The organism is Piscinibacter sp. PDB1-1 (assembly GCF_056675995.1).
In genome coordinates this window covers 832,675-852,885 of sequence record NZ_JBWVZJ010000001.1, presented here as the reverse complement: position 1 = coordinate 852,885, position 20,211 = coordinate 832,675, and the positions used below count along the sequence as shown (strand labels likewise).

The following is a 20,211-nucleotide window of genomic DNA, read 5'->3' as shown; positions in this document are numbered from 1 at the left end:
TGAGAGGAAGGAGCAGTGACGCTTACTTCACGACCTTCTTGATCACTTCGATCAGCTTGGCCGGATCGAAGGGCTTGACCAGCCAGCCGGTGGCGCCCGCGGCGCGGCCGGCCTGCTTCATCTGGTCGCTGGACTCGGTGGTCAGGATCAGGATCGGCGTGCTCTTGAACTTGGGGTTGTCGCGCAGCTTCTTGGTCAGGCTGATGCCATCCATGCGCGGCATGTTCTGGTCGGTGAGAACCAGGTCGAAATCGCGACCGTTGGACTTCTCGTACGCGTCCTGGCCGTCCACGGCCTCCACGACGTTGTAGCCCGCGCTCTTGAGCGTGAAGGACACCATCTGGCGCATGGAGGCGGAATCGTCGACCGCGAGGATGGAATGCATGGCTTTCTCCGGGATTTCTCGTTGAGTTCGAAGGGGGTGGATGTCGGGGAAGGGGTGTCGTTCAGAACAGCTCGATGGATCCGACATCCATCTCGGCCTGGGTCACGGGGTTGGGGCGCAGGGGCACTTCTTCCGCTGCGGCCATGCCGTCCTCGTCGTCGGCAAAGGTTTCGCGGGCCAGGCGGTCCACGCAGCTGCGCAGGCGCTTGTGCGTGTGGTTGATCAGTTGCGAGGCCATGTCCTGGAACTGCAGCGCCGTGACGGCACCGCCCAGGTTGTGCATCAGGTCGGCGTAGGTCGCCTCGCTGTCGTCGGTGGTGTGAGATCCGGCACGCAGTGCACGCACGTGCTCTGTCGCACCATGAAAGCGTTGCATCAGCGTGTCGCAGGCGTCGGACAGCAGGGTCTGCAGCCGGTCGAGATCGTTGCTCGCGGTCATCAGGTGGTCTTGCAGGTCGGCGGCCGCCAGCAGGGGCATGCCGCTACTGGCTGACGGGGCCAGCTGAGCTTCGTTCGCGTTGTCCATCAGCGTCGGATCTCCACGTTCCGGGGTGTCGCGTGCGGCGGGTCTGCTGCACATGACGGATTCATCTGAAAGTCATTTTCGGCAGCGGCTTCAGATTCATTAGGGGAATCACGCCCCTTTCCTGCCGCCAATTCGTGCGACCGCCAAATGAGGCCGCGTCGCGCCCCGCCAAGCGCGAAGCCCGCACGGGCTGGCGCGCCGGGCCGCAGTTGGCATACTGGGTGGCATGACACCCCTGTCGAAGAAGCGGCTGCGCGTTCTCCACCTGGAGGATTCGGAGCTGGACCACCAGCTCATGCTGGCGCACCTGCGGCGCAGCGGCGTCGAGCCCGATTCGGTGCGTGTCGATTCGGAGATGGATTTCCTGCAGGCGATCGAGCCCGGCCAGCACTGGGACGTGGTCATCTCCGACTACAACCTGCCCGGCTTCTCGGGCCTGGTGGCACTCGACCTGCTCAAGGCCAGCTCGCACGTGGTGCCCTTCGTGCTGGTCTCGGGCGAGATCGGCGAAGACACCGCGGTCGAGGCCATGCGCAATGGCGCGAGCGACTACCTGCTCAAGAACAACCTCATGCGCCTGGGCCCGGCCGTGCTGCACGCCGTCGAGACCTACGAGCTGATGCGCGACCGCCAGCGCACCGACCGCGAGCTGGGTGAATCCAAGCGCCGGGTGCACGAGCTCGCGCAGCACTTGCAGACCAGCGTGGAGCACGAACGCGCGGCCATTGCCCGCGAGATCCACGACGACGTGGGCGGCTCGCTCACCGCCATCAAGTTCGACCTGGCCTGGATCGCCCGCCATTGCGACACGCCCGAGGTGGTGGCGCGGGTGAACTCGGCGCTCGAAACCGTCAACCATGCCATCGAGGCCAGCCAGCGGGTGATGCACAACCTGCGCCCCGCCATCCTGGAGCAGGGCCTGGTGGCGGCGCTGCAGTGGATGGCAAGCCGCTTCGAGCGGCGCACCGGCGTGATGTGCGAGTTCCGCACCCGCCACGATCACCTCAGCTTGCCCGCCGGCGTGCCGCTGGTGGCCTACCGCACGGCGCAGGAGGCGCTGACCAACATCACCAAGCACGCGGGCGCCACGCAGGTGCATGTCGACCTGTCGCTGGCGGGGGGCGTGCTCTCGCTCGAGATCAGCGACAACGGCCGCGGCCTGGTGCAAGACGACCTGGCCAAGGAGCGCTCGTTCGGCATTCGCGGCCTGCACGAGCGCGCCGGCACGGTGGGCGGCTGGGTCGACCTGAGCAGCGGGCCCGGTGGCACCACGCTGATTCTCTCTGTGCCGCTGGGCCCCGAGGTAGGGGTGGACGGCGACGCCTTGTCACAGCACGATGAACCACCCCCTTCGGCCGGACCGTACGACCCGACGGTGTGGGGGGGGCTCTGAGCACCAGAACGCCAGAACGCCAGAACGACATCCCACAAGATCGATCAGCCACCCACCTCGCCTCACCAACATGATCAAAGTCTTGATCTGCGACGACCACGCGCTCATCCGGCGTGGCATCCGGGACACCCTCTCAGACGCGCCCGACATCCAGGTCATCGGCGAGGCTGCCGACTATGGCGAACTGCGTTCGCTCATGCGCAGCGTGGGCGATGCCGACGTGTTGGTGCTCGACATCAACCTGCCCGGGCGCAGCGGCCTCGACGTGCTGCACGTGCTCAAGGACGAAGGCACGGCGATGCGTGTGCTGGTGGTCTCGATGTACCCCGAAGACCAGTACGCCATCCGCGCCCTGCGTGCCGGCGCGTTTGGCTACGTGAACAAGGGCGGTGACCCGCAGCTCATCGTGCAGGCGGTGCGCACGGTGGGGCAGGGGCGCAAGTACGTCACGCCCGAGATCGCGCAGATGCTGGTGGAGTCGCTCACCACGCCGGGGGCTGAGGCCGCGCACGAGAAGCTGTCCGACCGCGAATTGCAGACGCTGGTGATGATTGCCTCGGGCAAGCGGCTGTCGGACATCGCCGAGGAGTTGACGCTGTCGCCCAAGACGGTGTCGGTCTACAGGGCGCGCGTGCTCGAGAAGCTGGGGCTCTCGAACAACTCCGAGATGACTGTGTACGCGATCCGCAACGGGCTCGTGGGCGGCGAGTAAGAGCCCAGAGGCTGCTGCCGAGGCGATCGGTGGCCGCCAATGCCGGAGCGGCCGTGCCGCTCCGTGCAGGCATCACACCTGCATGTTCATGATTTCAGAGTACGCCTGAACCAGCTTGTTGCGCACCTGCAGCGTGGCCTGGAAGCCGATCTGTGACTTCTGCATCGCGACCATCGTCTCTTCGAGGCTCACGGTCGGGTTGCCCAGCTGCACCTGCCGCTGCATTTCGGTCACCTGATTCTGGCTGTCGCTGACGGCCCGCAGCGCCTGCGTGAACTGCTGCTGGAAGCCGCCGGCCTCCACCGCCTGCGTGGCGCCCTTGGTCAGCGGCAAGCCGTTCGTCCCGAGGCCGGCGCGGGCGGCGGCCTGGGCGAAGTTGAAGGGCTTGAGGGTGACTTCCATGGGATCGAACTTTAGGGGTTTGTGTAAGCGGTGATGTCTGGAACTGGCCGCGGATTGGGCGCCTGTTCAGGCCATCTGAGCCCCTCAAGTTTCCAAATAATCGTTTCCATTCGGGCGAGGTCTGCCTGCTCGTCGTGGACACGAATCCAAGAATCACATGGACAACGCGATCGCCATTGCCAACCCAACCCCCCTCGCGAACCCGGCGGCAGGTTTCGGTGCGCGCCTGGCTGCGCTGCCGGCCAAGAGCCGCGCCGGCCTGGCGGTGGGCGCCGCCGCCCTGGTGGCGGTGCTGGTGGCACTCACGATGTGGAGCAGCCAGGGTGACTACAAGGTGCTCTACGCCAACCTGTCCGACAAGGACGGTGGCGCGATCATTGCCCAGCTCTCGCAGATGAATGTGCCTTACCGCTATACAGAAGGCGGCGGGGCGATCCTCGTGCCGGCGGCACAAGTTCACGATCTGCGGCTCAAGCTCGCATCGGCTGGCCTGCCCAAGGGCTCGGTGGTGGGCTACGAGCTGATGGACGGTGCTCGTTTCGGCCAGACGCAATTCCAGGAACGCCTGACCTTCCAGCGCGGCCTGGAGGGCGAGCTCACCCGCTCCATCACCGCCATGCCGGCCGTGCAGAACGCACGCGTGCACCTGGCGCTGCCCAACCAGAACGGCTTCTTTCGCGAGCAGCAAAAGCCCAGCGCCTCGGTGATGCTCACGCTCTACCCTGGCCGCACGCTCGATCGCGCGCAGGTGGCGGGCATCGTGCACCTCATCTCCAGCAGCGTGCCCGAGATGAACCCCAAGGCGGTGAGCGTGCTCGACCAGACCGGCACGCTGATCTCCGGCTCGCCCGAAGGCAACGGCGGCGCCGGCCTCGACGCGCAGCAACTGCAGTACGTGAACCAGATCGAGGCGAGCTACAACAAGCGCATCCTCGACATCCTGGAGCCGGTGGTCGGGCGCGACAACCTGCGCGCCCAGGTCACGGCCGACATCGACTTCTCGCAGACCGAATCGACCTCGGAAGAGTTCAAGCCCAACCAGGGACCGAATGCCGAGGTCAGCGTGCGCAGCACGCAGTCGAGCGAGCAGACTGGCAGCAATGGCGCAGGCCCCTCGGGCATCCCGGGTGCGGCCTCCAACCAACCGCCGCAGGCCGCCACTGCGCCGCTCACCGGCGCTTCGCAGCCGCTGCAGGCCGCCCAGAACGGTGGTGCAGGCCAGAGCACCAGCAGCCGCAATGCCGTCACCAACTATGAGGTCGACAAGACGGTCAAGGTGACGCGCAACGCCACCGGCACCGTGCGACGCCTGAACGCCGCCGTGGTGGTGAACCACCGCAGCGTGACCGACGCCAAGGGCGTGACGAAGAACGTGCCGCTCAGCAACGACGACCTCGACAAGCTCAACGCCCTGGTGCGGGAAAGCATCGGCTTCAAGCAGGAGCGTGGCGACTCGGTGAAGGTGATCAACGCGCCGTTCAAGGTCGATGCCACGCCGAAGGACGACACGCCGCTGTGGAAGCAGCCGCAAACCCTGGAGATGCTGCGCGCCGCCGCCATGCCTGCAGCGCTCGCCCTGGTCGCGCTGGTGATCGTGTTCACGCTGATCCGCCCGGCACTCAAGGCCGCGCTGCAGCCGCCGCCCCCGGTCGACCCGCGCGGCAGCACGCTCGACGCCGTCGTGGCCGATGACGAACTGCTGCCTGCGCCGCAAGAAGAGATCCTGCGTATCGAGTCTCCCAAGGTGAGCGCGCAGCTCAGCAGCGCACGCACCTTCGCCAAGGAGAACCCGACCGCAGTGGCCAATATCGTGCGCGGCTGGGTGCATGGCGACACCATGAAGAGCTAACGAGAACAAGACATGGACGCACAAGGTCTGGAAGACTCAGCCATTCTCTTGATGTCCCTCGGGGAGGAAGAAGCCTCCGAGGTCTTCAAGCACCTCACCCCGAAGGAAGTCCAAGGGTTGGGCGAGACCATCGCCAAGCTGAAGAGCATCCCGCGCGAGAAGGTCGAGGCCGTGCTGGAGAAGTTCGCCACCGTCGCCTCCGAGCAGAGCATGCTCGTGACCGACACCGACGAATACGTGAAGACCGTTCTGCGCAGAGCGCTGGGCGACGACAAGGCCAACCTGCTGATCGACCGCATCCTTCAGGGCGGCGACGTCTCCGGCATCGAGAGCCTGAAGTGGATGGATGCGAGCTCGGTCGCAGAACTGCTGCGCAACGAGCACCCGCAGATCGTGGCCGCGATCCTGGTGCACCTCGATTTCGACCAGGCTTCGGGTGTGCTCAAGTGCTTCACCGAACGCCAGCGCAACGAGGTGCTGGTGCGCGTGGCCACGCTCGACGGCATCCAGCCTTCGGCGCTGAAGGACCTGAACGAGGTCATGAGCAAAGTGCTGGCCGGTGGCGACAAGCTGCGCAAGGCTTCGCTCGGTGGCGTGAAGACCGCCGCCGAGATGATCAACCTGATGGGTGCGAGCGTGGAGACCGCGGTGCTCGACTACATCCGCGAGGCCGACAACGAGCTCGCCCAGAAGATCATGGACAACATGTTCACCTTCGACGATCTGGAGAAGATCGACGACAAGGCGATCCAGTTGCTGATGAAGGAAGTGCAGTCCGAATCGCTGGTCATCGCACTCAAGGGCGCCACGCCCGAGATGCGCGAGAAGGTGTTCCGCAACATGTCCAGCCGCGCTGCCGAAACGCTGCGCGAAGACCTGGAAAGCCGCGGCCCGGTGCGTGTCTCCGAGGTCGAGGCCGAACAGAAGGAAATGCTCAAGATCGTGAGACGCCTGGCCGACGAAGGCCAGATCATGCTCGCCTCGGGTGGGGACGATGAGTTCCTCTAAGCCGACCCGACCCGCGCCCCCGCCACCGGGTACCGGTGCCGGTGCCCCCAAGGCCGCTGCGCCGTACAGCCGCTTCATCCCGCGCGAGGAGCTCAATTCCTTCGCGGCATGGAAGCCCGGTGCGCTCTCGGGTGGCGAAGACAACCCCGTGCCCCCGGTGCAACGCGCCGAGCCGCCGCCCCCACCCGCGCCACCGCAGCCGTCGCCGGCCGAGCAACTGGCCGAACACGTGCGTCTGGCGCGCAACGCGGGCTATCAGGATGGCTACCGTGACGGCCTGGTCGCGCTCGAAGGCTTCAAGCAGAGCTTTGCCACGCAGATGACGGCACAGATCGGCGCTCTCATGCAGTCGTACACCACGCAGCTCGATCAGTTGCAGCAGGAGATGGCGCGTGCCCTGGCCGTCTCTGCCACCCACCTGGCCCGCCAGATGGTGCGCAGCGAACTCGTGCTGCGCCCCGAACTGGTGGCTGGGGTGGCCCAGGAGGCCGTGGACACACTGCTGCTGAGCGCACGCCACATCACGCTGCGCGTCCACCCCGATGACCACGCGCTCGTGGCACAGGGGGCGGCTGACGTGCTCGCCGCGCGAGGAGCGCGCCTGCTCGCCGACACCGCCGTCTCGCGCGGTGGCTGCGTCGTCGAATCCGACATCGGTGCCGTCGACGCGAGCCTGGAGGCGCGCTGGCGCCGGGCGGCGGCGTCCATCGGCATCGACGAAGGCTGGAACGGCGCACCCGGCGACACCGACGACCGCGAGGCTGCCGAATGATCACTTCGCCCATCGAAGCGCATGCCCTGGCGAGTGCCGACAACTGGCACCGCTACCTGCGCGACCTGCAATCTTTCTCGGCCGAACCCGTGTCACTCGAAACGCAAGGCACCCTGGTTCGCGTGGCCGGCCTGGTGCTCGAAGCGGCGGGCATCCGCGTGCCGGTGGGCTCGGTGTGCCAGATCTACATGGACGAGCGCGGCGCCGAAGGCCAACCCCCGGTGCTCGCCGAAGTGGTCGGCTTCTCGGGCGACCGCGCTTACCTCATGCCCACGAGCGACGTGCAGGGCCTGGCCAGTGGCGCCCGCGTGGTGCCGCGCCCCTCGCCCATCGTGCCGCTCAAGCTCGGCACACCGCACCACCCATGGCGCCGCGGCGAAGACCGCACGCAGCACTTGCCGGTGGGCGATGGCCTGCTCGGCCGAGTGATTGATTCGCACGGCCACCCGATCGACCGCAAGGGCCCGCTCGACCACGTGCACAAGGAGCCGCTGATTCGCCGCGCCATCAACGCGATGGACCGCGATCCGATCCGCCAGCCGCTCGACACGGGCGTGCGCGCCATCAACGCCATGCTCACGGTAGGCCGTGGGCAACGCATCGGCCTGTTCGCAGGCACCGGCGTGGGCAAGTCGGTGCTGCTGGGCATGATGGCCCGCTACACCGCGGCCGACGTGATCGTGGTCGGCCTGATTGGCGAGCGCGGCCGTGAAGTGAAAGAGTTCATCGAGGACATCCTGGGCGAAGAGGGCTTGCGCCGCTCGGTGGTTGTGGCCGCACCGGCCGACGCGCCGCCGCTCACGCGCATGCAGGGCGCCAACTACGCCACGGCCATCGCCGAGCACTTCCGCGATCGCGGCCAGCATGTGCTGCTGCTGATGGATTCGCTCACCCGCTACGCGATGGCGCAGCGCGAGATCGCACTCGCCATCGGCGAGCCGCCGGCCACCAAGGGCTACCCGCCGAGCTGCTTTGCCAAGCTGCCGCAGCTGGTGGAGCGCAGCGGCAACGGCATGCACGGCGCGGGCTCGATCACCGCCTTCTATACGGTGCTGAGCGAGGGTGACGACCAGCAGGACCCGATCGCCGATGCAGCGCGAGGCATCCTCGACGGGCACATCGTGCTCAGCCGCGATCTGGCCGAGGCCGGCCACTACCCCGCCATCGACATCGAGCGCTCGATCTCGCGGGTGATGAACAACGTGAGCGACGGTGAGCACATCGACGCGGCGCGCCGCTTCCGCCAGCTTTATGCCCGCCACAACAAGGCGCGCGACCTGATCCAGCTCGGCGCCTACACGCCCGGCCACGACGCCGAACTCGACACCGCCGTGCGCCTGCACCCGCAGATGGTCAGTCTGCTCCAGCAGGGCATGCACAAGCCCGCTTCACTCACACAGAGCCTGCGCGAGTTGCACGAGCTCGTTTCTCGATGACTTCCCTGAGGAATCGCACATGACGATCACGAACACCGCACGGGCCGCCGCGCCGGGCCGCCCCAAGCAAGGCCCGACCCTCTCGGAGGGTCGCTCGACGTACTCGGCGAGCGGGGTGCTGTCATTCCTGGCCGCCGCGCCGGGCCGCCCCAAGCAAGGCCCGACCCTCCCGGAGGGTCGATCGACGTACTCGGCGAGCGGGGTGCTGTCATGACCAATCCGGCACTCGACCCCTTGATGGCACTTCTCGGCCAAGCCGAACGCGAGCGTGACGATGCCTTGGCAGCGATGCAGCAATGCGCGCAAGGCCATCTCGCCGCGCAGAGCCAGGCCGAGCAACTCGTGACCTACCGCGGCGAGTACGAAGCGCGCTACCGGCAACAGTTCTCGCGCCAGGGCGCGATCGAAATCCTGCAGTGCTACCAGGGTTTCGGCAATCGCCTTGGGCAGGCCATCGACCAGCAACAGCAGGTGGTGGCGCACGCCGCACTGCGGCTCGAGAAGGCTCGCGTTGCGCTGCTCGACCAGGAGATGCGTGTCGCCTCGGTGCGCAAGCTGATCGAGCGCCGCCTGACCGAACTGCGCGTGGCGGCCGATCGCCGCGACCAGAAGCAGACCGACGAGTTTGCGGCCCGTGCCGCCTGGAACAACCTGCAGGCGCGCTCGATGACTTCGGCCGCCTGATCGATCCACAGCAAAAACTTGCCATGACCGCTGCCATTCTTTCGTTCGCGCCGCCCGTCACCCCACAAGCCGCGCCCGCGCCGGCTCCCGCGCCGCAGGGCGGCCAAGGCTTCGCGCGCATGCTCAGCCAGCGGCAAGCCATGGCGCACGCCACCGGCCCACAGCATGGCGCCGGTACGCCCACGCAGCCAGACTCCGAAGTGGCGGCGCCAAAGGTCCAGCGCCCACAGGCCAAGACCGAGACGCCCGACGATCGACCCGCCAGACCTGAGAAGGCCAAGCCGGCGCAGCCAGAAGCCAAGCCAGCCAACGCCGAGGCAACTGCCGACACCGAAGAGTCTGCGCCGCAAGACAAGCAGGAGCCCATCGACCCCGCCATTGCCGAATGGATGGCCGCACTCAACCTGCCGGCACAGCCCGTGTCCACTGAGCGCGCGGCGGGCAAAGGCAAGCTGGGCGCCGCGCAGGGCGAAGGCGACCAGGCCGACGCAGCCGGCGGCTCGCTCCAGCGCCTGGACGCACGCAGCGCCGCATCGAACGACCCGGCAGCCGATGCAGCCCAAGCCGCCCGCGAGGCACGCGGGCAAGCTGGCGAAGACACCCCCGCCGCAGCGGCGGCTGAATCCGCACGCAGCGACTGGCAAGCCGCCCTGGAGCACGCCGGCGCCACAGAAGTGGCTCACGGCAAGCCAGAGGCGCCCGGCGTGAACGGCATCCCGGCGGCCGCGCCTGGCACCGGCCACACGCCGCGCAGCGAAGCCATGGCCGCCCCGGTGGCCGTGACGGTGCCCACGCCCGCCACCGCGCCCGACTTCTCGCAGGCACTCGGTGTGCAGGTGAGCGTGCTGGCACGCGATGGCATCCAGCAGGCCGAGTTGCATCTCAATCCGGCTGACATGGGGCCGATCTCGGTTCAGATCGCGCTCGATGGCACGCAGGCGCAGGTCAACTTCGGTGCAGATTCGGCCTCCACGCGGCAGATCATCGAAAGCGGCCTGCCTGAGCTCGCCGCGGCACTGCGCGATGCCGGCTTCACGCTCTCGGGCGGTGGCGTGCACAGCCAGGCCCGTGGGCGTGACGAAGGTGGCAATTCGGGCGGCAACGATGGCTCGCAGGGTCGCGCAAGCGCCACGGCTGAGACGGAAGTCACACCGCGCCGCACGCAGGCCCGTGTGTCGGCCGGTGGGGTGGACCTCTACGCCTGACGCCATCAGGCCGCCTGGGTCGGCGCGTGGCTCGCTGGTCGGCCTGGCACCCCGCCGCCGGCTGCGTTGAAGGCAGGCTTTCCACCCGCTTATCGAGCCATCGGAATCGGGGCCAGTTTTCATAATTTCCTTGCACGCAGGGCTCTCGTCGCCCTGCCATTCAAGGAACATTCATGTCCACTGCAGCCGTCGCCGATGTCGCCCCCAAGGGTGGCAACAAGAAGCTGATCATCATCATCGGGATCGTTCTCGCCATCGTCCTGGCTGGGGGCGCAGCGGCTGTGGTCGTGATGAAGCAACGGGCCGCTGCCGCGGCCGCCGCAGATGACGAAGAGGGCGATGCGCCCGTGGCGGCGGTCGAGAAGCGCCGCGACCACCCCAAGACACCACCGGTGTTCGTGCCGCTCGAACCTTTCGTCGTCAACCTGGCCGACAAGGAAGCCGACCGCTTTGCGCAGGTCGGCGTGACGCTGGAGGTCGAAGACGCGCAGTTCGCCGAAGAGATGAAGGCCTACATGCCGGCCATCCGCAACGGCATCCTGATGGTGCTGGCGCACAAGACGTCGGCGCAGCTGCTGTCGCGCGAAGGAAAGCTCGACCTGGCCCGCGAAATCATGCGCGAGGCGGTTCTGCCGCTGGGTATCGAGGTGGACGACGAAGTGCAGGACGAGGTGAAGCCGCGCAAGCGCCGCCGGGCTGCACCACCGAACCCGGTCAAGCACGTGCACTTCTCCAACTTCATCGTCCAGTAAATGGCCCCCCAGTCGCTTCGCTCCTGCCCCCAAGGGGCGCCACCCATTAGGCCGGGAAACCCGTCCCTCGGGTGTGGCCCGATGTCCGCGTTCAACGCCTTCGGCGTTGTCGCGGGTAGTGATGTGAAGGCCTTGGCATGAATCAGCAAATCCTTTCGCAAGACGAAGTTGATGCGCTGCTGCAAGGCATCACCGGCGAGAGCCAGAAGCTCGACCAGGAAGAAGTGCCGACTGGCGGCATCCGCGACTACGACATCGCGAGCCAGGAGCGCATCGTGCGTGGGCGCATGCCCACGATGGAGATCATCAACGAGCGATTCGCTCGGAACATCCGCATCGGGCTGTTCAACTTCATCCGCCGCAGCCCCGAGATCTCGATCGGTGGCATCAAGGTGCAGAAGTACAGCGCCTTCCTGCGCGAGATCGTGGTGCCGACCAACTTCAACATCGTGTCGGTGCGCCCCTTGCGCGGCTCGGGCCTGATCGTGTGCGACCCGACGCTGGTGTTCGCGGTGATCGACGCGCTGTTCGGCGGCGCCGGCAAGTTTCACACCCGCATTGAAGGGCGTGATTTCTCGCCCACCGAGCAACGCATCATCACGCGGCTGGTCGAGGTCGTGACGGCCGAGTACAAGAAGGCCTGGCAGGGCATCTACCCGCTGGAGCTCGAGTACCAGCGCTCCGAGATGCAGCCACAGTTCGCGAACATCGCCACGCCGAGCGAGATCGTCGTCACCACGAGCTTCACGCTCGAGATTGGCGAGACCAGCGGCACGATCCATTTCTGCATTCCGTACGCCACGCTGGAGCCGATCCGCGACGTGCTGTATTCGACCATCCAGGGCGACAGCAACGAGCCAGATCGCCGCTGGGTCACGCTGATGAAGCAGCAGATCCAGTCTGCTGAGGTCGAGATCGTGGCCGAACTGGCGCGCGCGCCGGCCACAGTGGAGCAGTTGCTCGCGTTCAAGGCCGGCGACTTCATCGAGCTCGATCTCGACGCCAGCATCCAGGGCAAGGTGGTGGGCGTGCCCATCTTCGATTGCCACTACGGAACCTCCAACGGCAAGTACGCCTTGAAGATCGATCAAATGTTGTCCAGCTCGAACATGGGTTGGCTAGGAGAGAACAATGTCGGCTGAAGAAGCAAGCGCAGGCGCGTCGTCTGCTGAGGACGCAATGGCCGCGGAGTGGGCCGCGGCGCTGGCCGAGTCCAAACCCGAAGTGGCATCCGAGGTGCAGAGCGCCGCCGAGAGCGCCGCGCCGGTGGCCTTCACCAACTTCAACGCCACGGCGGCGGCGGGTGCGGGCAACGACATCAACATGATCCTGGACATCCCGGTGCAACTCACCGTGGAACTGGGTCGCACGCGCATCCCGATCAAGCACATCCTGCAGCTCGCGCAAGGCTCGGTGGTCGAGCTCGACGCGCTGGCCGGCGAGCCGATGGACGTGCTGGTCAACGGCTACCTGATCGCCCAAGGCGAGGTGGTGGTCGTGAACGACAAGTTCGGCATCCGCCTCACCGACATCGTGACCCCGAGCGAGCGCATGCGCCGCCTGAGCAAGAGCGCCTGATCCCATGGTTTCTACAGGGATCACGTCTGTGCTGTGGTTCATCGCGATCATCGCGTTGATCCCGCTGGCACTCTGGCTGCTCAAGCGCACGCCGATGGGCGGCGGGGCTGCACAGGGTGTGATGCGCAGCGTGGCGATGCTGCCGCTGTCGCCTAGCCAGCGCATCGTCACCATCGAGGTGGGGCAGGGCGCCGATCGCCAATGGCTGGTGCTGGGCGTGACCCCGCAAAGCATCACCACCTTGCACACCATGGCGCCGCAGGCCGACGCCTCGCCCGTGGCCGGTGCGCCCGTGCCGCCGTTTGCGCAACTGCTGTCGAAGCTGCGCCGTGACAACCAAGGGACCCGCGGTGAACTCTGACCGCAACTTCTTTTTGTGCCGCGCTAGCCGCGTGGCGCGCATCGCCGGCTTGTCGTTGTTGTCGGCACTTCCTTGCGTGGCTTTAGCCCAGCAGGCCGGTGGCGGCGCGAGCCTGCCGCTGGTGGTGAGCCAGTCGGCCGGCGGCACAAGCTACTCGGTGCCGATCCAGACGCTGCTGTTCTTCACCGCCCTGAGCTTCCTGCCGGCGGTGCTGCTGCTGATGACCGGCTTCACCCGCATCGTGATCGTGCTGAGCCTCTTGCGCCAGGCCCTGGGCACGCAGTCGGCGCCGCCGAACCAGGTGATCGTGGGCTTGAGCCTTTTCCTCACCTTTTTCGTGATGAGCCCGACGCTCGACAAGGTCTACGCGCAGGCCTACCAGCCCTACAGCGAGAACAAGATCGCCTTCGACGAAGCCTTGAAGCGCGGCGAGGTGCCCATGCGCGAGTTCATGCTCAAGCAGACGCGCCAGTCCGACGTGGCGCTCTTTGCCAAGCTCGCCAAAGTCGACCCGAGCGTGAAGGCCGCCGACGTGCCCTTCAAGGTGCTGGTGCCGGCCTTCGTGACGAGCGAGTTGAAGAGCGCGTTCCAGATCGGTTTCCTGATCTTCATTCCCTTCCTGGTGATCGACATGATCGTCGCCAGTGTGCTGATGAGCCTGGGGATGATGATGCTCAGCCCGGTGCTGGTGGCGCTGCCGTTCAAGCTGATGCTCTTCGTGCTGGCCGATGGGTGGAACCTGCTGCTGGGGTCGCTGGCGGCGAGCTTTGCGACTTAGCTCTGACGGGGTCACGAACACATATCACCCGCTCAGGCTGAGGTATCGAAGCCCCGCGCCATGCGGGCGCCGAGCGGGCCTTCGATACCTCAGGCTGAGCGGTATGAGATGCGCGAACCACGTGGTCAGGCGAGCGGTATGGATGCGCGGACTGAGGTTCGTCGAGAAGCTGGTGCAACTGGAAAGATCGAAACATGGATTCGCAACAAGTCCTCACCTTTGGCCAGCAAGGCCTCTACCTCTTGTTGATGGTGGCCGCACCCGTGCTGCTCGTGGTGCTCGGTGTCGGGCTGATCGTCAGCATCTTCCAGGCGGCCACGCAGATCCACGAGGCCACCTTGTCCTTCGTGCCCAAGATGATCGCGGCCGTGGCGGTGCTGGCCGTGGCCGGCCCCTGGATGTTGACGACGCTCGTCGAGTACCTGCAGCGCACGCTGACCTCCATCCCCGGGGCAGTGGGCTGAGCTCCCGCCGGCCCGGCCTTTCGAGCGCAGCGCGATGCTGACCTTCAGCGAAGCCCAGGTCACCGCTTGGATCGCGCCACTGCTGTGGCCGTTCCTGCGTGTGCTCGCGTTGTTCATGACGGTGCCGGTGCTCTCGCGCCGCGAGATCCCCTTGCGCGTGCGCGTGGGGCTGGCATTCCTCATCACGGTGTGCGCACAGGCCTCATTGCCCGAGATGCCGGTGATCGCGCTCGATTCGCCGGTGGCGGTGCTGGTGGTCATCCAGCAGGTCATCATCGGCGCCACGCTCGGCTTTGCGGCGCGCATCGTGTTCGCGGCGATCGAGTTCGCCGGTGAATTGGTCGGCCTGCAGATGGGCCTCAACTACGCCGGATTCTTCGATCCATCCACCGGCGGGCAAGGCACCGCGCTCGGCCGTTTCTTCGGCATCACGGTGTCGTGGCTTTTCATCATCATCAACGGCCACTTGCTGATCGTGCTGGCATTGGTGCAAAGCTTCGAGGCCTTCCCGGTCGGCCCGGAGCCGTTCTCGCTGCTACGCGCCTTGCAACCCCAGACCTGGGGCGCCGAAGTCTTCAAGCTCGGCCTGTGGATCGCGCTGCCGATGGTCACCATGCTGCTCTTCGTCAACATGGTGCTCGGCGTGATCTCGCGCGTGTCGCAGCAGATGAACATCTTTGCGATCGGCTTCCCGATCACCCTCAGCGTGGGCCTGATCGGCGTGCTGCTCACCCTGCCGATGATGCAGGGGCCCTTCACGATGGCGCTGGAGCAGATGCTGGCGCGGTTCCAGTAGCGGCCTGGGTCGCGCGCTATCTCGCTCGCGCAGTCAGTCGCCCGCTCGCAGCCATGCCGCCGGCCACCAGCAGCGCGGGGAAGAAGATGAACGAGTTCATCAGGGCGTCGGTCACGGTCAGACCCAGGATGAGCGCCAGCAGATAGGGCAGGCCGGCTTCATGCCACGGGTCGCCCTTCGGCGCACGCCACGCGGCAGCGAACGCCGGGCACAGCAGCGTACCGAGGCAGGCTGCCAGGCCCAGCAGGCCGAACTGGCCGACCACGAGCACGGTGAGGCCCCAGGGGCGCATCTCCTTGGCACGCCACCAGGCCCAATCGGCAGAGCCCGTCAACGGCTTTTTCGTCGCCTCGCCCATCAGGCGTTGGTCGAGGGCGATGCGCCATGTGAACGAACCCCGCCCGATCTTCTTGAAGGCGCTGACTGCTTGTTGGCCGATGTAGGTTTCCTTGGCGAGGCGGGTGACGGGGACCACGCCCGACACGTACACGGCGCCCGTGAGTACCAGCGCCGCGGAGGCCCCGGCGAGCATGTAGCGCGGCCTGACCCAGCGGCTGGCCAACAGCAGGGCAGCGCCAAGGCCCAAGATGATGATCCCGCCCACCGACTGCGCCATCACGGCCATGGCGACCGTCAGCACGGCGAGTGCACGGTAGACCGCCGCGGCGCGCCCCTGTGTGACCGTGCAGGCCAGCCACACCGCGGCGAGCGCGCACAGCGAGATCCACAGACCGAACTGGTTGCCGTGCTCGAAGAAGCCGATCGGTCGAAAGCCCAGGTAGCGCGATGCGCCGTCGGTGCGGAACGGGTGAAGCTCATACACCCAGCCGTAAGTGACGGGCCCCAGAACGCCCTCGATCAGGCTGAACGGCAGGCAGGCCACGCCGGCCCAGACCAGGCCCTTGATCAGCAGCCACTGGCCCTGCACCGTGCCGAAATACATGCGCCCGAGCAGATAGGTGGCACCCCAACTGGCAGCCAGGTAGGCGCTTGACACCCAGCCCGCCGGCTGGGCAGCCGGCACCAGGGCCGATTGAAGCAAGGGCCACAGGCACCACAGCAGCACTGGCGCATCGGGCCAGACGGGCCGCAGGCGCAGCAAGGCGCCGCGATCGAACAGCAAGGCGCCGAGCAGGGCGGCCGAAGGCGCGACCCACGACTTGGCGATTTGCATGTCCGATGGCACCGCCAGGCCGGTGATCCAGTACGGGAAGTCGACCGCCGACGAGCCCGCCGGGTAGATACCCACCGGCAGAACGATCCATCCCCCCAGAACGACGGTCAGCACGGCCACGGCGGGCGGCAACAATCGGAAGACGCCGAGGGCGACTCCCGCAAACAGCAAGTAGGTCAGTTCCGTATTCATCGCGCCAGATCATGAATGAACTCCATGACATCAACCCCACCCAACTCGCGGGTCTTTTTGCGTTCGGCATCGCGTGCGGGGCCTGTGCGCGGGCTGCTGTGGCCACGCGCGAATCGCCCTGGTGGGTGCTGTCCGTGCTGTTCGCGCTCTGCGGGGTCGAAACGATCGTGGGCATCCGCCACAAGGTGCACGACATCGCGGGGCAGTCGTTGCAGGCGATGGATCTGTACGCGGGGCGGTCGACTGTTCAGGCCGGCCTTCTGCTCTTGTGGGCACTCTTGATGGCGCGCGCAGTCTGGTGGCTTCGCAGCTTGCGCGGGGCAGGCCGGCCAGTGCGCTACGCCGCAGTGGCGGGCGCCGCCGTCATGAGCCTGTTCGGCATCGAGGCCGTCTCGCTGCACGCGGTTGACTCGCTGATGTACGCGATGGTGGGCCCGCTTCGCCTGGTGGGCTGGCTGTGGATGGCGCTGGCCGCCGGTGTCGTCGGGGCGGCGTGGAGCGCAATCCGCTAATCACCCGGCGCGGGTCGGCGGCGCGACACGCATTGATCTCGCAGGGCCTCTTCAGCGCGGGCGCCGAGGCGGGAGCGGCGCAGGTGACGCGTCCAGCGGCCCCATCCAGCGCCTGAAGAACTGCTTGGCCTCTGCCGGCGTGCAGCGAAGCCACGCGTCGTAATCGTTGGGGTCGAGGATGACCACCATCCGCTTTTCTTCGCCCGGGGCGTGGAGCCGCTGGTACACCGGGTGGCCGTCGGCGTTGACGGTCAGCATGGCAAAGCTGAAGAGCTGTGCGCCATCGGGTGCGCGCCAGGTCTGGTAAATGCCGGCGAGGCCCATCGGGATCTGCCCCGGCTGCTGCACGCACCAGCGCACGGCCTTTCCGGTCTCGTAGCACTGCTCGAAGATGGCTTCGGCGGGGATGATGCAGCGCTGCCCGCGTGCCCAGGCGGCCTTGAAACTCGGCAGCTTGTCGACGGTCTCGCTGCGAGCGTTGTAGGTCTTGCGCCCGTACGCCAGCTCCTTGGCGAAGTGCGGCAGCAGGCCGAACACCCCGTCGTCGATCACCTTGTTGCCCGAGCCGTCTTCATGCAGACGGATGAAAGGCGCGAGGCCCAGCGGCCAGATCTCGGGCGGCGTGGGCTGGCCCGGCGCGCGCTCGATCCCGAAGAACGACAGCAGCCTGTCCATGCGGGTCACGGGCTGGTAGTTGGAACACATGGTTCAGGCCGCGGGGGCAGGGGCGGTGTCGCTGCCCTGTGCGCGCAGCTTCAATGCGCGGTTCATGGCCTCGAAGCCCGCCTCGGTGGTCTGCTTCATCCTGCCCTGGAAGACCATCGGCACCAGCAGGCCGCTGAACCTCTCGCCGTGAGTGAAGAGCAGCTTGCCTGTCTTCGACTCACTGATCTGGAAGAAGTGCTCGCCATCGAACACGCCCGGCAGAAAGAACTTGCCGCGCCAGCGCAACTCCACGCCCGGATTGCAGATCAGCACGCGGGGCTTGAATGACATCGGCTTGCCGCCGCTGGGCTGCACGGTCACGCGCAGCTCCGCCCCGCGTTCGAGCGGCCCCGAGATGCTGCGGATGAAGGTGTTCCACGAGGGGTAGGCCGCAAAGTCGGTCAGGTGCCGCCAGACGGTCTCGGCCGATGCGTTGATCTCGATGCTCGTGAGGATTTGCGCCACGTAGATGTGCTCCCGGTGTCACCGACTCGCATGTCGGCGCATCAATGCTGCGTGACGACGATCGGCGCACCCTTGGTGATGATCATCGTGTGCTCGTACTGGGCAGAGAGATTGCCGTCGGCACCAACCAGGGTCCAGCCGTCGGATGTTTCCGTCACGATGCGGCTCTTGGTCGACAGGAAGGGCTCGATCGTGATGACCATGCCTTCGTGAAGAAGGCGCTTGTCGGCCGGATCGAAGTAGCCGGGGATGTGCTCGGGTGCCTCATGCAGCGAGCGGCCCACGCCGTGGCTGCCCAGGTTCTCGATCACCTTGAAGCCATAGGCCTTGGCGGTGCGTTCAATCGCCGCGCCGATCCGGTTGATGGGTTGCCCGGCACGCGCGCCCTTCATGGCTTCAGCGAGTGCGGCGCGTGTGGCGTGGCACAGGCGGGTCTTCTGCGCATTGCCCGGTGGCACGACGACCGTGCCGCCGGTGTCTGCGAAGTAGCCGCCCAGTTCGGCCGAGACGTCGACGTTCAGCACGTCGCCCGCCTGGATGACGCGGTCGCCCGGAATCCCGTGCGCCGCCTCTTCGTTGATGCTGATGCAGGTGGCGCCCGGGAAGTTGTAGGCCAGCCGCGGTGCCGGCTGGGCGCCATGCTCGGCCAGCAGGCGTTCGCCGATCTCGTCGAGCTCGGCCGTGTGCATGCCGGGCCGTGCGGCGTCGAGCATCTGCTGAAGGGTGAACGAAACAATGCGGCCGATCCGCTTGAGGGCGTCGATGTCGTCTTGGGATTCGATGGTCATGTGGGTCCTCGGAGGGGTGAAGTGTTCGACGCGGCCGGCATCGAATCGCGGTGTGGGTTGCGGGTTAAACCCGAAGTATCTTGTCCATCGCCTTGCCCTTGGCGAGTTCGTCGACGAGTTTGTCCAGGTAACGGATCTTGCGCATGAGCGGGTGCTCCACCTCTTCGACCCGCACACCGCAGACCACCCCCTTGATCAGCGAGGTGTTCGGGTTCATTTCGGGCGCCTGCGCGAAGAATGCTTCCACATCGTTGGCGCTCGCCAGCTGATCGCGCAGCCCGCCCTCGCTGTAGCCCGTCAGCCAGCAGATGACTTGATCGACTTCTTCTTGCGAGCGCCCCTTCGACTGCGCCTTCTTGACGTAGAACGGGTACAGGGCCGAGAACTTCATGGCGAAGAGCTTTTCGTGTCGCATCGGTACTCCTGCGGTGATCAACGGCCTTGCATCATCCAGAGCGCGAACAGCGGTGCCAGGTTGAACACCAGTATCAGAATCTTGAGCAAGGCCATGCCGCCATAGTGCACGGCGGCGAAGGCGCCATCCGACAGCGCGAACCATCGCCCGTGAAGGCGCTTGATCGAGGAGCGGGCGAAGACGAAGGCGAAGAACCAGACGAACAGAAGCGCGTAGTTGAATGCCAGGCACCAGAGCAGGAAGCGGCAGAGTGTGGGCAGGTCCATGGGCGTTCTCCTCAGGGCCGATTCTGCGGCGGCTTCGAGTTCAAGGTCGAGGCCATTCCTTGACGGACCGGCTGCTAATCTCGCATGGCTTGCAACTCCCCGATTACCCGATGCAGATCAGAACCTACCGCGAGTCCGACGAAGAAGCCGTGGTGGCGCTCTGGCACATCTGCGGCCTCACCCGCCCATGGAACGACCCGCACAAGGACATTGCCCGCAAACTCACGGTTCAACGCGAACTCTTCTTTGTGGGTGAAACCGACGGGATGGTCGTTGCCTCGGTGATGGCGGGGTTCGAGGGGCACCGGGGTTGGGTCAACTACCTGGCCGTGGCGCCCGAGATGCGCGGGCGTGGCTACGGTGCCACCCTGATGAAGTTGGTCGAAGAGAAGTTCACCGCCGCGGGCTGCCCCAAGGTCAACCTGTTGGTCAGAGCGACCAACGAACCCGTTCTCGCGTTCTACCGCCGCCTGGGCTACGCGGCCGATGAAGCCGTACCTCTTGGCAAGCGGCTCATTTCCGACACCTGACCCGCGCAGGCTGCGAACGATTTCACGCTTTGACCGGCAGGCAGGTAGCTGAGCTCGCCCGCA

The 20,211-nt window shown here is 66.4% G+C and carries 27 protein-coding genes; 18 read left to right on the top strand and 9 right to left on the bottom strand.

Annotation, left to right across the window (positions count from 1 at the left end; all coding sequences use genetic code 11):
* Nucleotides 1-22: 22 nt before the first annotated feature.
* Nucleotides 23-385 (bottom strand): response regulator, encoded by a 363-nt coding sequence (locus tag AC1KAR_RS03830; RefSeq protein WP_480314627.1) that lies wholly within the window; start codon nucleotides 383-385, stop codon nucleotides 23-25.
* Between the two features lie 61 nt (nucleotides 386-446).
* Nucleotides 447-911 (bottom strand): hypothetical protein, encoded by a 465-nt coding sequence (locus AC1KAR_RS03825; RefSeq protein ID WP_480317747.1) that lies wholly within the window; start codon nucleotides 909-911, stop codon nucleotides 447-449.
* A 226-nt stretch (nucleotides 912-1,137) separates the two neighbouring features.
* Here AC1KAR_RS03825 and AC1KAR_RS03820 point away from each other — a divergent pair, with 226 nt between their 5' ends.
* Together AC1KAR_RS03820 and AC1KAR_RS03815 are read left to right on the top strand one after the other, a co-directional pair.
* Complete coding sequence (locus AC1KAR_RS03820) at nucleotides 1,138-2,304, top strand: hybrid sensor histidine kinase/response regulator (protein WP_480314626.1); 1,167 nt, start codon at nucleotides 1,138-1,140, stop codon at nucleotides 2,302-2,304.
* A 70-nt stretch (nucleotides 2,305-2,374) separates the two neighbouring features.
* Nucleotides 2,375-3,016, top strand: coding sequence for a response regulator (locus tag AC1KAR_RS03815; RefSeq protein ID WP_480314625.1), 642 nt, complete (start codon nucleotides 2,375-2,377; stop codon nucleotides 3,014-3,016).
* Between the two features lie 72 nt (nucleotides 3,017-3,088).
* On the opposite strand, the gene fliE is transcribed toward AC1KAR_RS03815, so the two are convergent.
* Entirely contained in the window at nucleotides 3,089-3,418 is a 330-nt protein-coding gene (gene fliE / locus AC1KAR_RS03810; RefSeq protein ID WP_480314624.1) for a flagellar hook-basal body complex protein FliE, read from the bottom strand.
* A 157-nt stretch (nucleotides 3,419-3,575) separates the two neighbouring features.
* On the opposite strand from fliE, the gene fliF reads away from it, so the two are divergent.
* The 14 genes from fliF to fliR all read left to right on the top strand — a co-directional run bounded on the left by fliF (nucleotide 3,576) and on the right by fliR (nucleotide 15,101).
* Entirely contained in the window at nucleotides 3,576-5,267 is a 1,692-nt protein-coding gene (gene fliF, locus AC1KAR_RS03805; RefSeq protein ID WP_480314623.1) for a flagellar basal-body MS-ring/collar protein FliF, read from the top strand.
* A gap of 12 nt (nucleotides 5,268-5,279) precedes the next feature.
* Complete coding sequence (fliG, locus tag AC1KAR_RS03800; protein WP_480314622.1) at nucleotides 5,280-6,275, top strand: flagellar motor switch protein FliG; 996 nt, start codon at nucleotides 5,280-5,282, stop codon at nucleotides 6,273-6,275.
* Nucleotides 6,262-7,047, top strand: coding sequence for a FliH/SctL family protein (locus tag AC1KAR_RS03795; protein ID WP_480314621.1), 786 nt, complete (start codon nucleotides 6,262-6,264; stop codon nucleotides 7,045-7,047). The genes fliG and AC1KAR_RS03795 overlap by 14 nt, the downstream gene beginning before the upstream one ends.
* Nucleotides 7,044-8,483, top strand: coding sequence for a flagellar protein export ATPase FliI (gene fliI / locus AC1KAR_RS03790; RefSeq protein WP_480314620.1), 1,440 nt, complete (start codon nucleotides 7,044-7,046; stop codon nucleotides 8,481-8,483). The genes AC1KAR_RS03795 and fliI overlap by 4 nt, the downstream gene beginning before the upstream one ends.
* Nucleotides 8,484-8,502: 19 nt before the next feature.
* Entirely contained in the window at nucleotides 8,503-8,697 is a 195-nt protein-coding gene (locus AC1KAR_RS03785) for a hypothetical protein (protein WP_480314619.1), read from the top strand.
* Nucleotides 8,694-9,167 (top strand): flagellar export protein FliJ, encoded by a 474-nt coding sequence (gene fliJ / locus AC1KAR_RS03780; protein ID WP_480314618.1) that lies wholly within the window; start codon nucleotides 8,694-8,696, stop codon nucleotides 9,165-9,167. The genes AC1KAR_RS03785 and fliJ overlap by 4 nt, the downstream gene beginning before the upstream one ends.
* A 23-nt stretch (nucleotides 9,168-9,190) precedes the next feature.
* The gene (locus AC1KAR_RS03775; RefSeq protein WP_480314617.1) at nucleotides 9,191-10,372 is read left to right on the top strand and encodes a flagellar hook-length control protein FliK; all 1,182 of its coding nucleotides are present in this window, start codon (nucleotides 9,191-9,193) and stop codon (nucleotides 10,370-10,372) included.
* Between the two features lie 173 nt (nucleotides 10,373-10,545).
* Nucleotides 10,546-11,124, top strand: a complete 579-nt coding sequence (locus tag AC1KAR_RS03770; protein ID WP_480314616.1) for a flagellar basal body-associated FliL family protein — start codon at nucleotides 10,546-10,548, stop codon at nucleotides 11,122-11,124.
* A 137-nt stretch (nucleotides 11,125-11,261) separates the two neighbouring features.
* Nucleotides 11,262-12,266, top strand: a complete 1,005-nt coding sequence (gene fliM / locus AC1KAR_RS03765; RefSeq protein ID WP_480314615.1) for a flagellar motor switch protein FliM — start codon at nucleotides 11,262-11,264, stop codon at nucleotides 12,264-12,266.
* Nucleotides 12,256-12,702, top strand: coding sequence for a flagellar motor switch protein FliN (gene fliN, locus AC1KAR_RS03760; RefSeq protein ID WP_480314614.1), 447 nt, complete (start codon nucleotides 12,256-12,258; stop codon nucleotides 12,700-12,702). The genes fliM and fliN overlap by 11 nt, the downstream gene beginning before the upstream one ends.
* A 4-nt stretch (nucleotides 12,703-12,706) precedes the next feature.
* Entirely contained in the window at nucleotides 12,707-13,063 is a 357-nt protein-coding gene (locus AC1KAR_RS03755) for a FliO/MopB family protein (RefSeq protein WP_480314613.1), read from the top strand.
* Nucleotides 13,053-13,841, top strand: a complete 789-nt coding sequence (fliP, locus tag AC1KAR_RS03750) for a flagellar type III secretion system pore protein FliP (RefSeq protein WP_480314612.1) — start codon at nucleotides 13,053-13,055, stop codon at nucleotides 13,839-13,841. Before AC1KAR_RS03755 ends, fliP begins: the two co-directional genes overlap by 11 nt.
* Nucleotides 13,842-14,035: 194 nt before the next feature.
* Nucleotides 14,036-14,305: a flagellar biosynthesis protein FliQ gene (gene fliQ / locus AC1KAR_RS03745; RefSeq protein ID WP_480314611.1), complete on the top strand. Its 270-nt coding sequence runs from the start codon at nucleotides 14,036-14,038 to the stop codon at nucleotides 14,303-14,305.
* Between the two features lie 34 nt (nucleotides 14,306-14,339).
* Nucleotides 14,340-15,101 (top strand): flagellar biosynthetic protein FliR, encoded by a 762-nt coding sequence (gene fliR / locus AC1KAR_RS03740; RefSeq protein ID WP_480314610.1) that lies wholly within the window; start codon nucleotides 14,340-14,342, stop codon nucleotides 15,099-15,101.
* 16 nt (nucleotides 15,102-15,117) lie between these two features.
* Here fliR and AC1KAR_RS03735 read toward each other — a convergent pair whose 3' ends face one another.
* Nucleotides 15,118-16,467, bottom strand: coding sequence for a hypothetical protein (locus AC1KAR_RS03735; RefSeq protein WP_480314609.1), 1,350 nt, complete (start codon nucleotides 16,465-16,467; stop codon nucleotides 15,118-15,120).
* A gap of 11 nt (nucleotides 16,468-16,478) precedes the next feature.
* Here AC1KAR_RS03735 and AC1KAR_RS03730 point away from each other — a divergent pair, with 11 nt between their 5' ends.
* Nucleotides 16,479-16,979, top strand: a complete 501-nt coding sequence (locus AC1KAR_RS03730) for a hypothetical protein (protein WP_480314608.1) — start codon at nucleotides 16,479-16,481, stop codon at nucleotides 16,977-16,979.
* Nucleotides 16,980-17,030: 51 nt separating this feature from the next.
* On the opposite strand, the gene AC1KAR_RS03725 is transcribed toward AC1KAR_RS03730, so the two are convergent.
* From AC1KAR_RS03725 to AC1KAR_RS03705, 5 genes are all read right to left on the bottom strand, one after another.
* Nucleotides 17,031-17,684, bottom strand: coding sequence for an SOS response-associated peptidase (locus AC1KAR_RS03725; RefSeq protein ID WP_480314607.1), 654 nt, complete (start codon nucleotides 17,682-17,684; stop codon nucleotides 17,031-17,033).
* Nucleotides 17,685-17,687: 3 nt separating this feature from the next.
* Nucleotides 17,688-18,149 (bottom strand): SRPBCC family protein, encoded by a 462-nt coding sequence (locus AC1KAR_RS03720; protein WP_480314606.1) that lies wholly within the window; start codon nucleotides 18,147-18,149, stop codon nucleotides 17,688-17,690.
* 41 nt (nucleotides 18,150-18,190) lie between these two features.
* Nucleotides 18,191-18,937 carry a type I methionyl aminopeptidase gene (gene map, locus AC1KAR_RS03715; RefSeq protein WP_480314605.1) on the bottom strand — a complete coding sequence of 249 codons (747 nt, stop codon included), beginning with the start codon at nucleotides 18,935-18,937 and terminating at the stop codon, nucleotides 18,191-18,193.
* Between the two features lie 64 nt (nucleotides 18,938-19,001).
* A complete protein-coding gene (locus tag AC1KAR_RS03710) occupies nucleotides 19,002-19,352 on the bottom strand; it encodes a DUF2200 domain-containing protein (protein ID WP_480314604.1) in 351 nt (116 codons plus the stop codon).
* 17 nt (nucleotides 19,353-19,369) lie between these two features.
* Entirely contained in the window at nucleotides 19,370-19,618 is a 249-nt protein-coding gene (locus tag AC1KAR_RS03705; protein WP_480314603.1) for a DUF6868 family protein, read from the bottom strand.
* Nucleotides 19,619-19,728: 110 nt separating this feature from the next.
* Here AC1KAR_RS03705 and AC1KAR_RS03700 point away from each other — a divergent pair, with 110 nt between their 5' ends.
* Nucleotides 19,729-20,148 (top strand): GNAT family acetyltransferase, encoded by a 420-nt coding sequence (locus AC1KAR_RS03700; protein ID WP_480314602.1) that lies wholly within the window; start codon nucleotides 19,729-19,731, stop codon nucleotides 20,146-20,148.
* The last annotated feature ends 63 nt before the right edge of the window (nucleotides 20,149-20,211 follow it).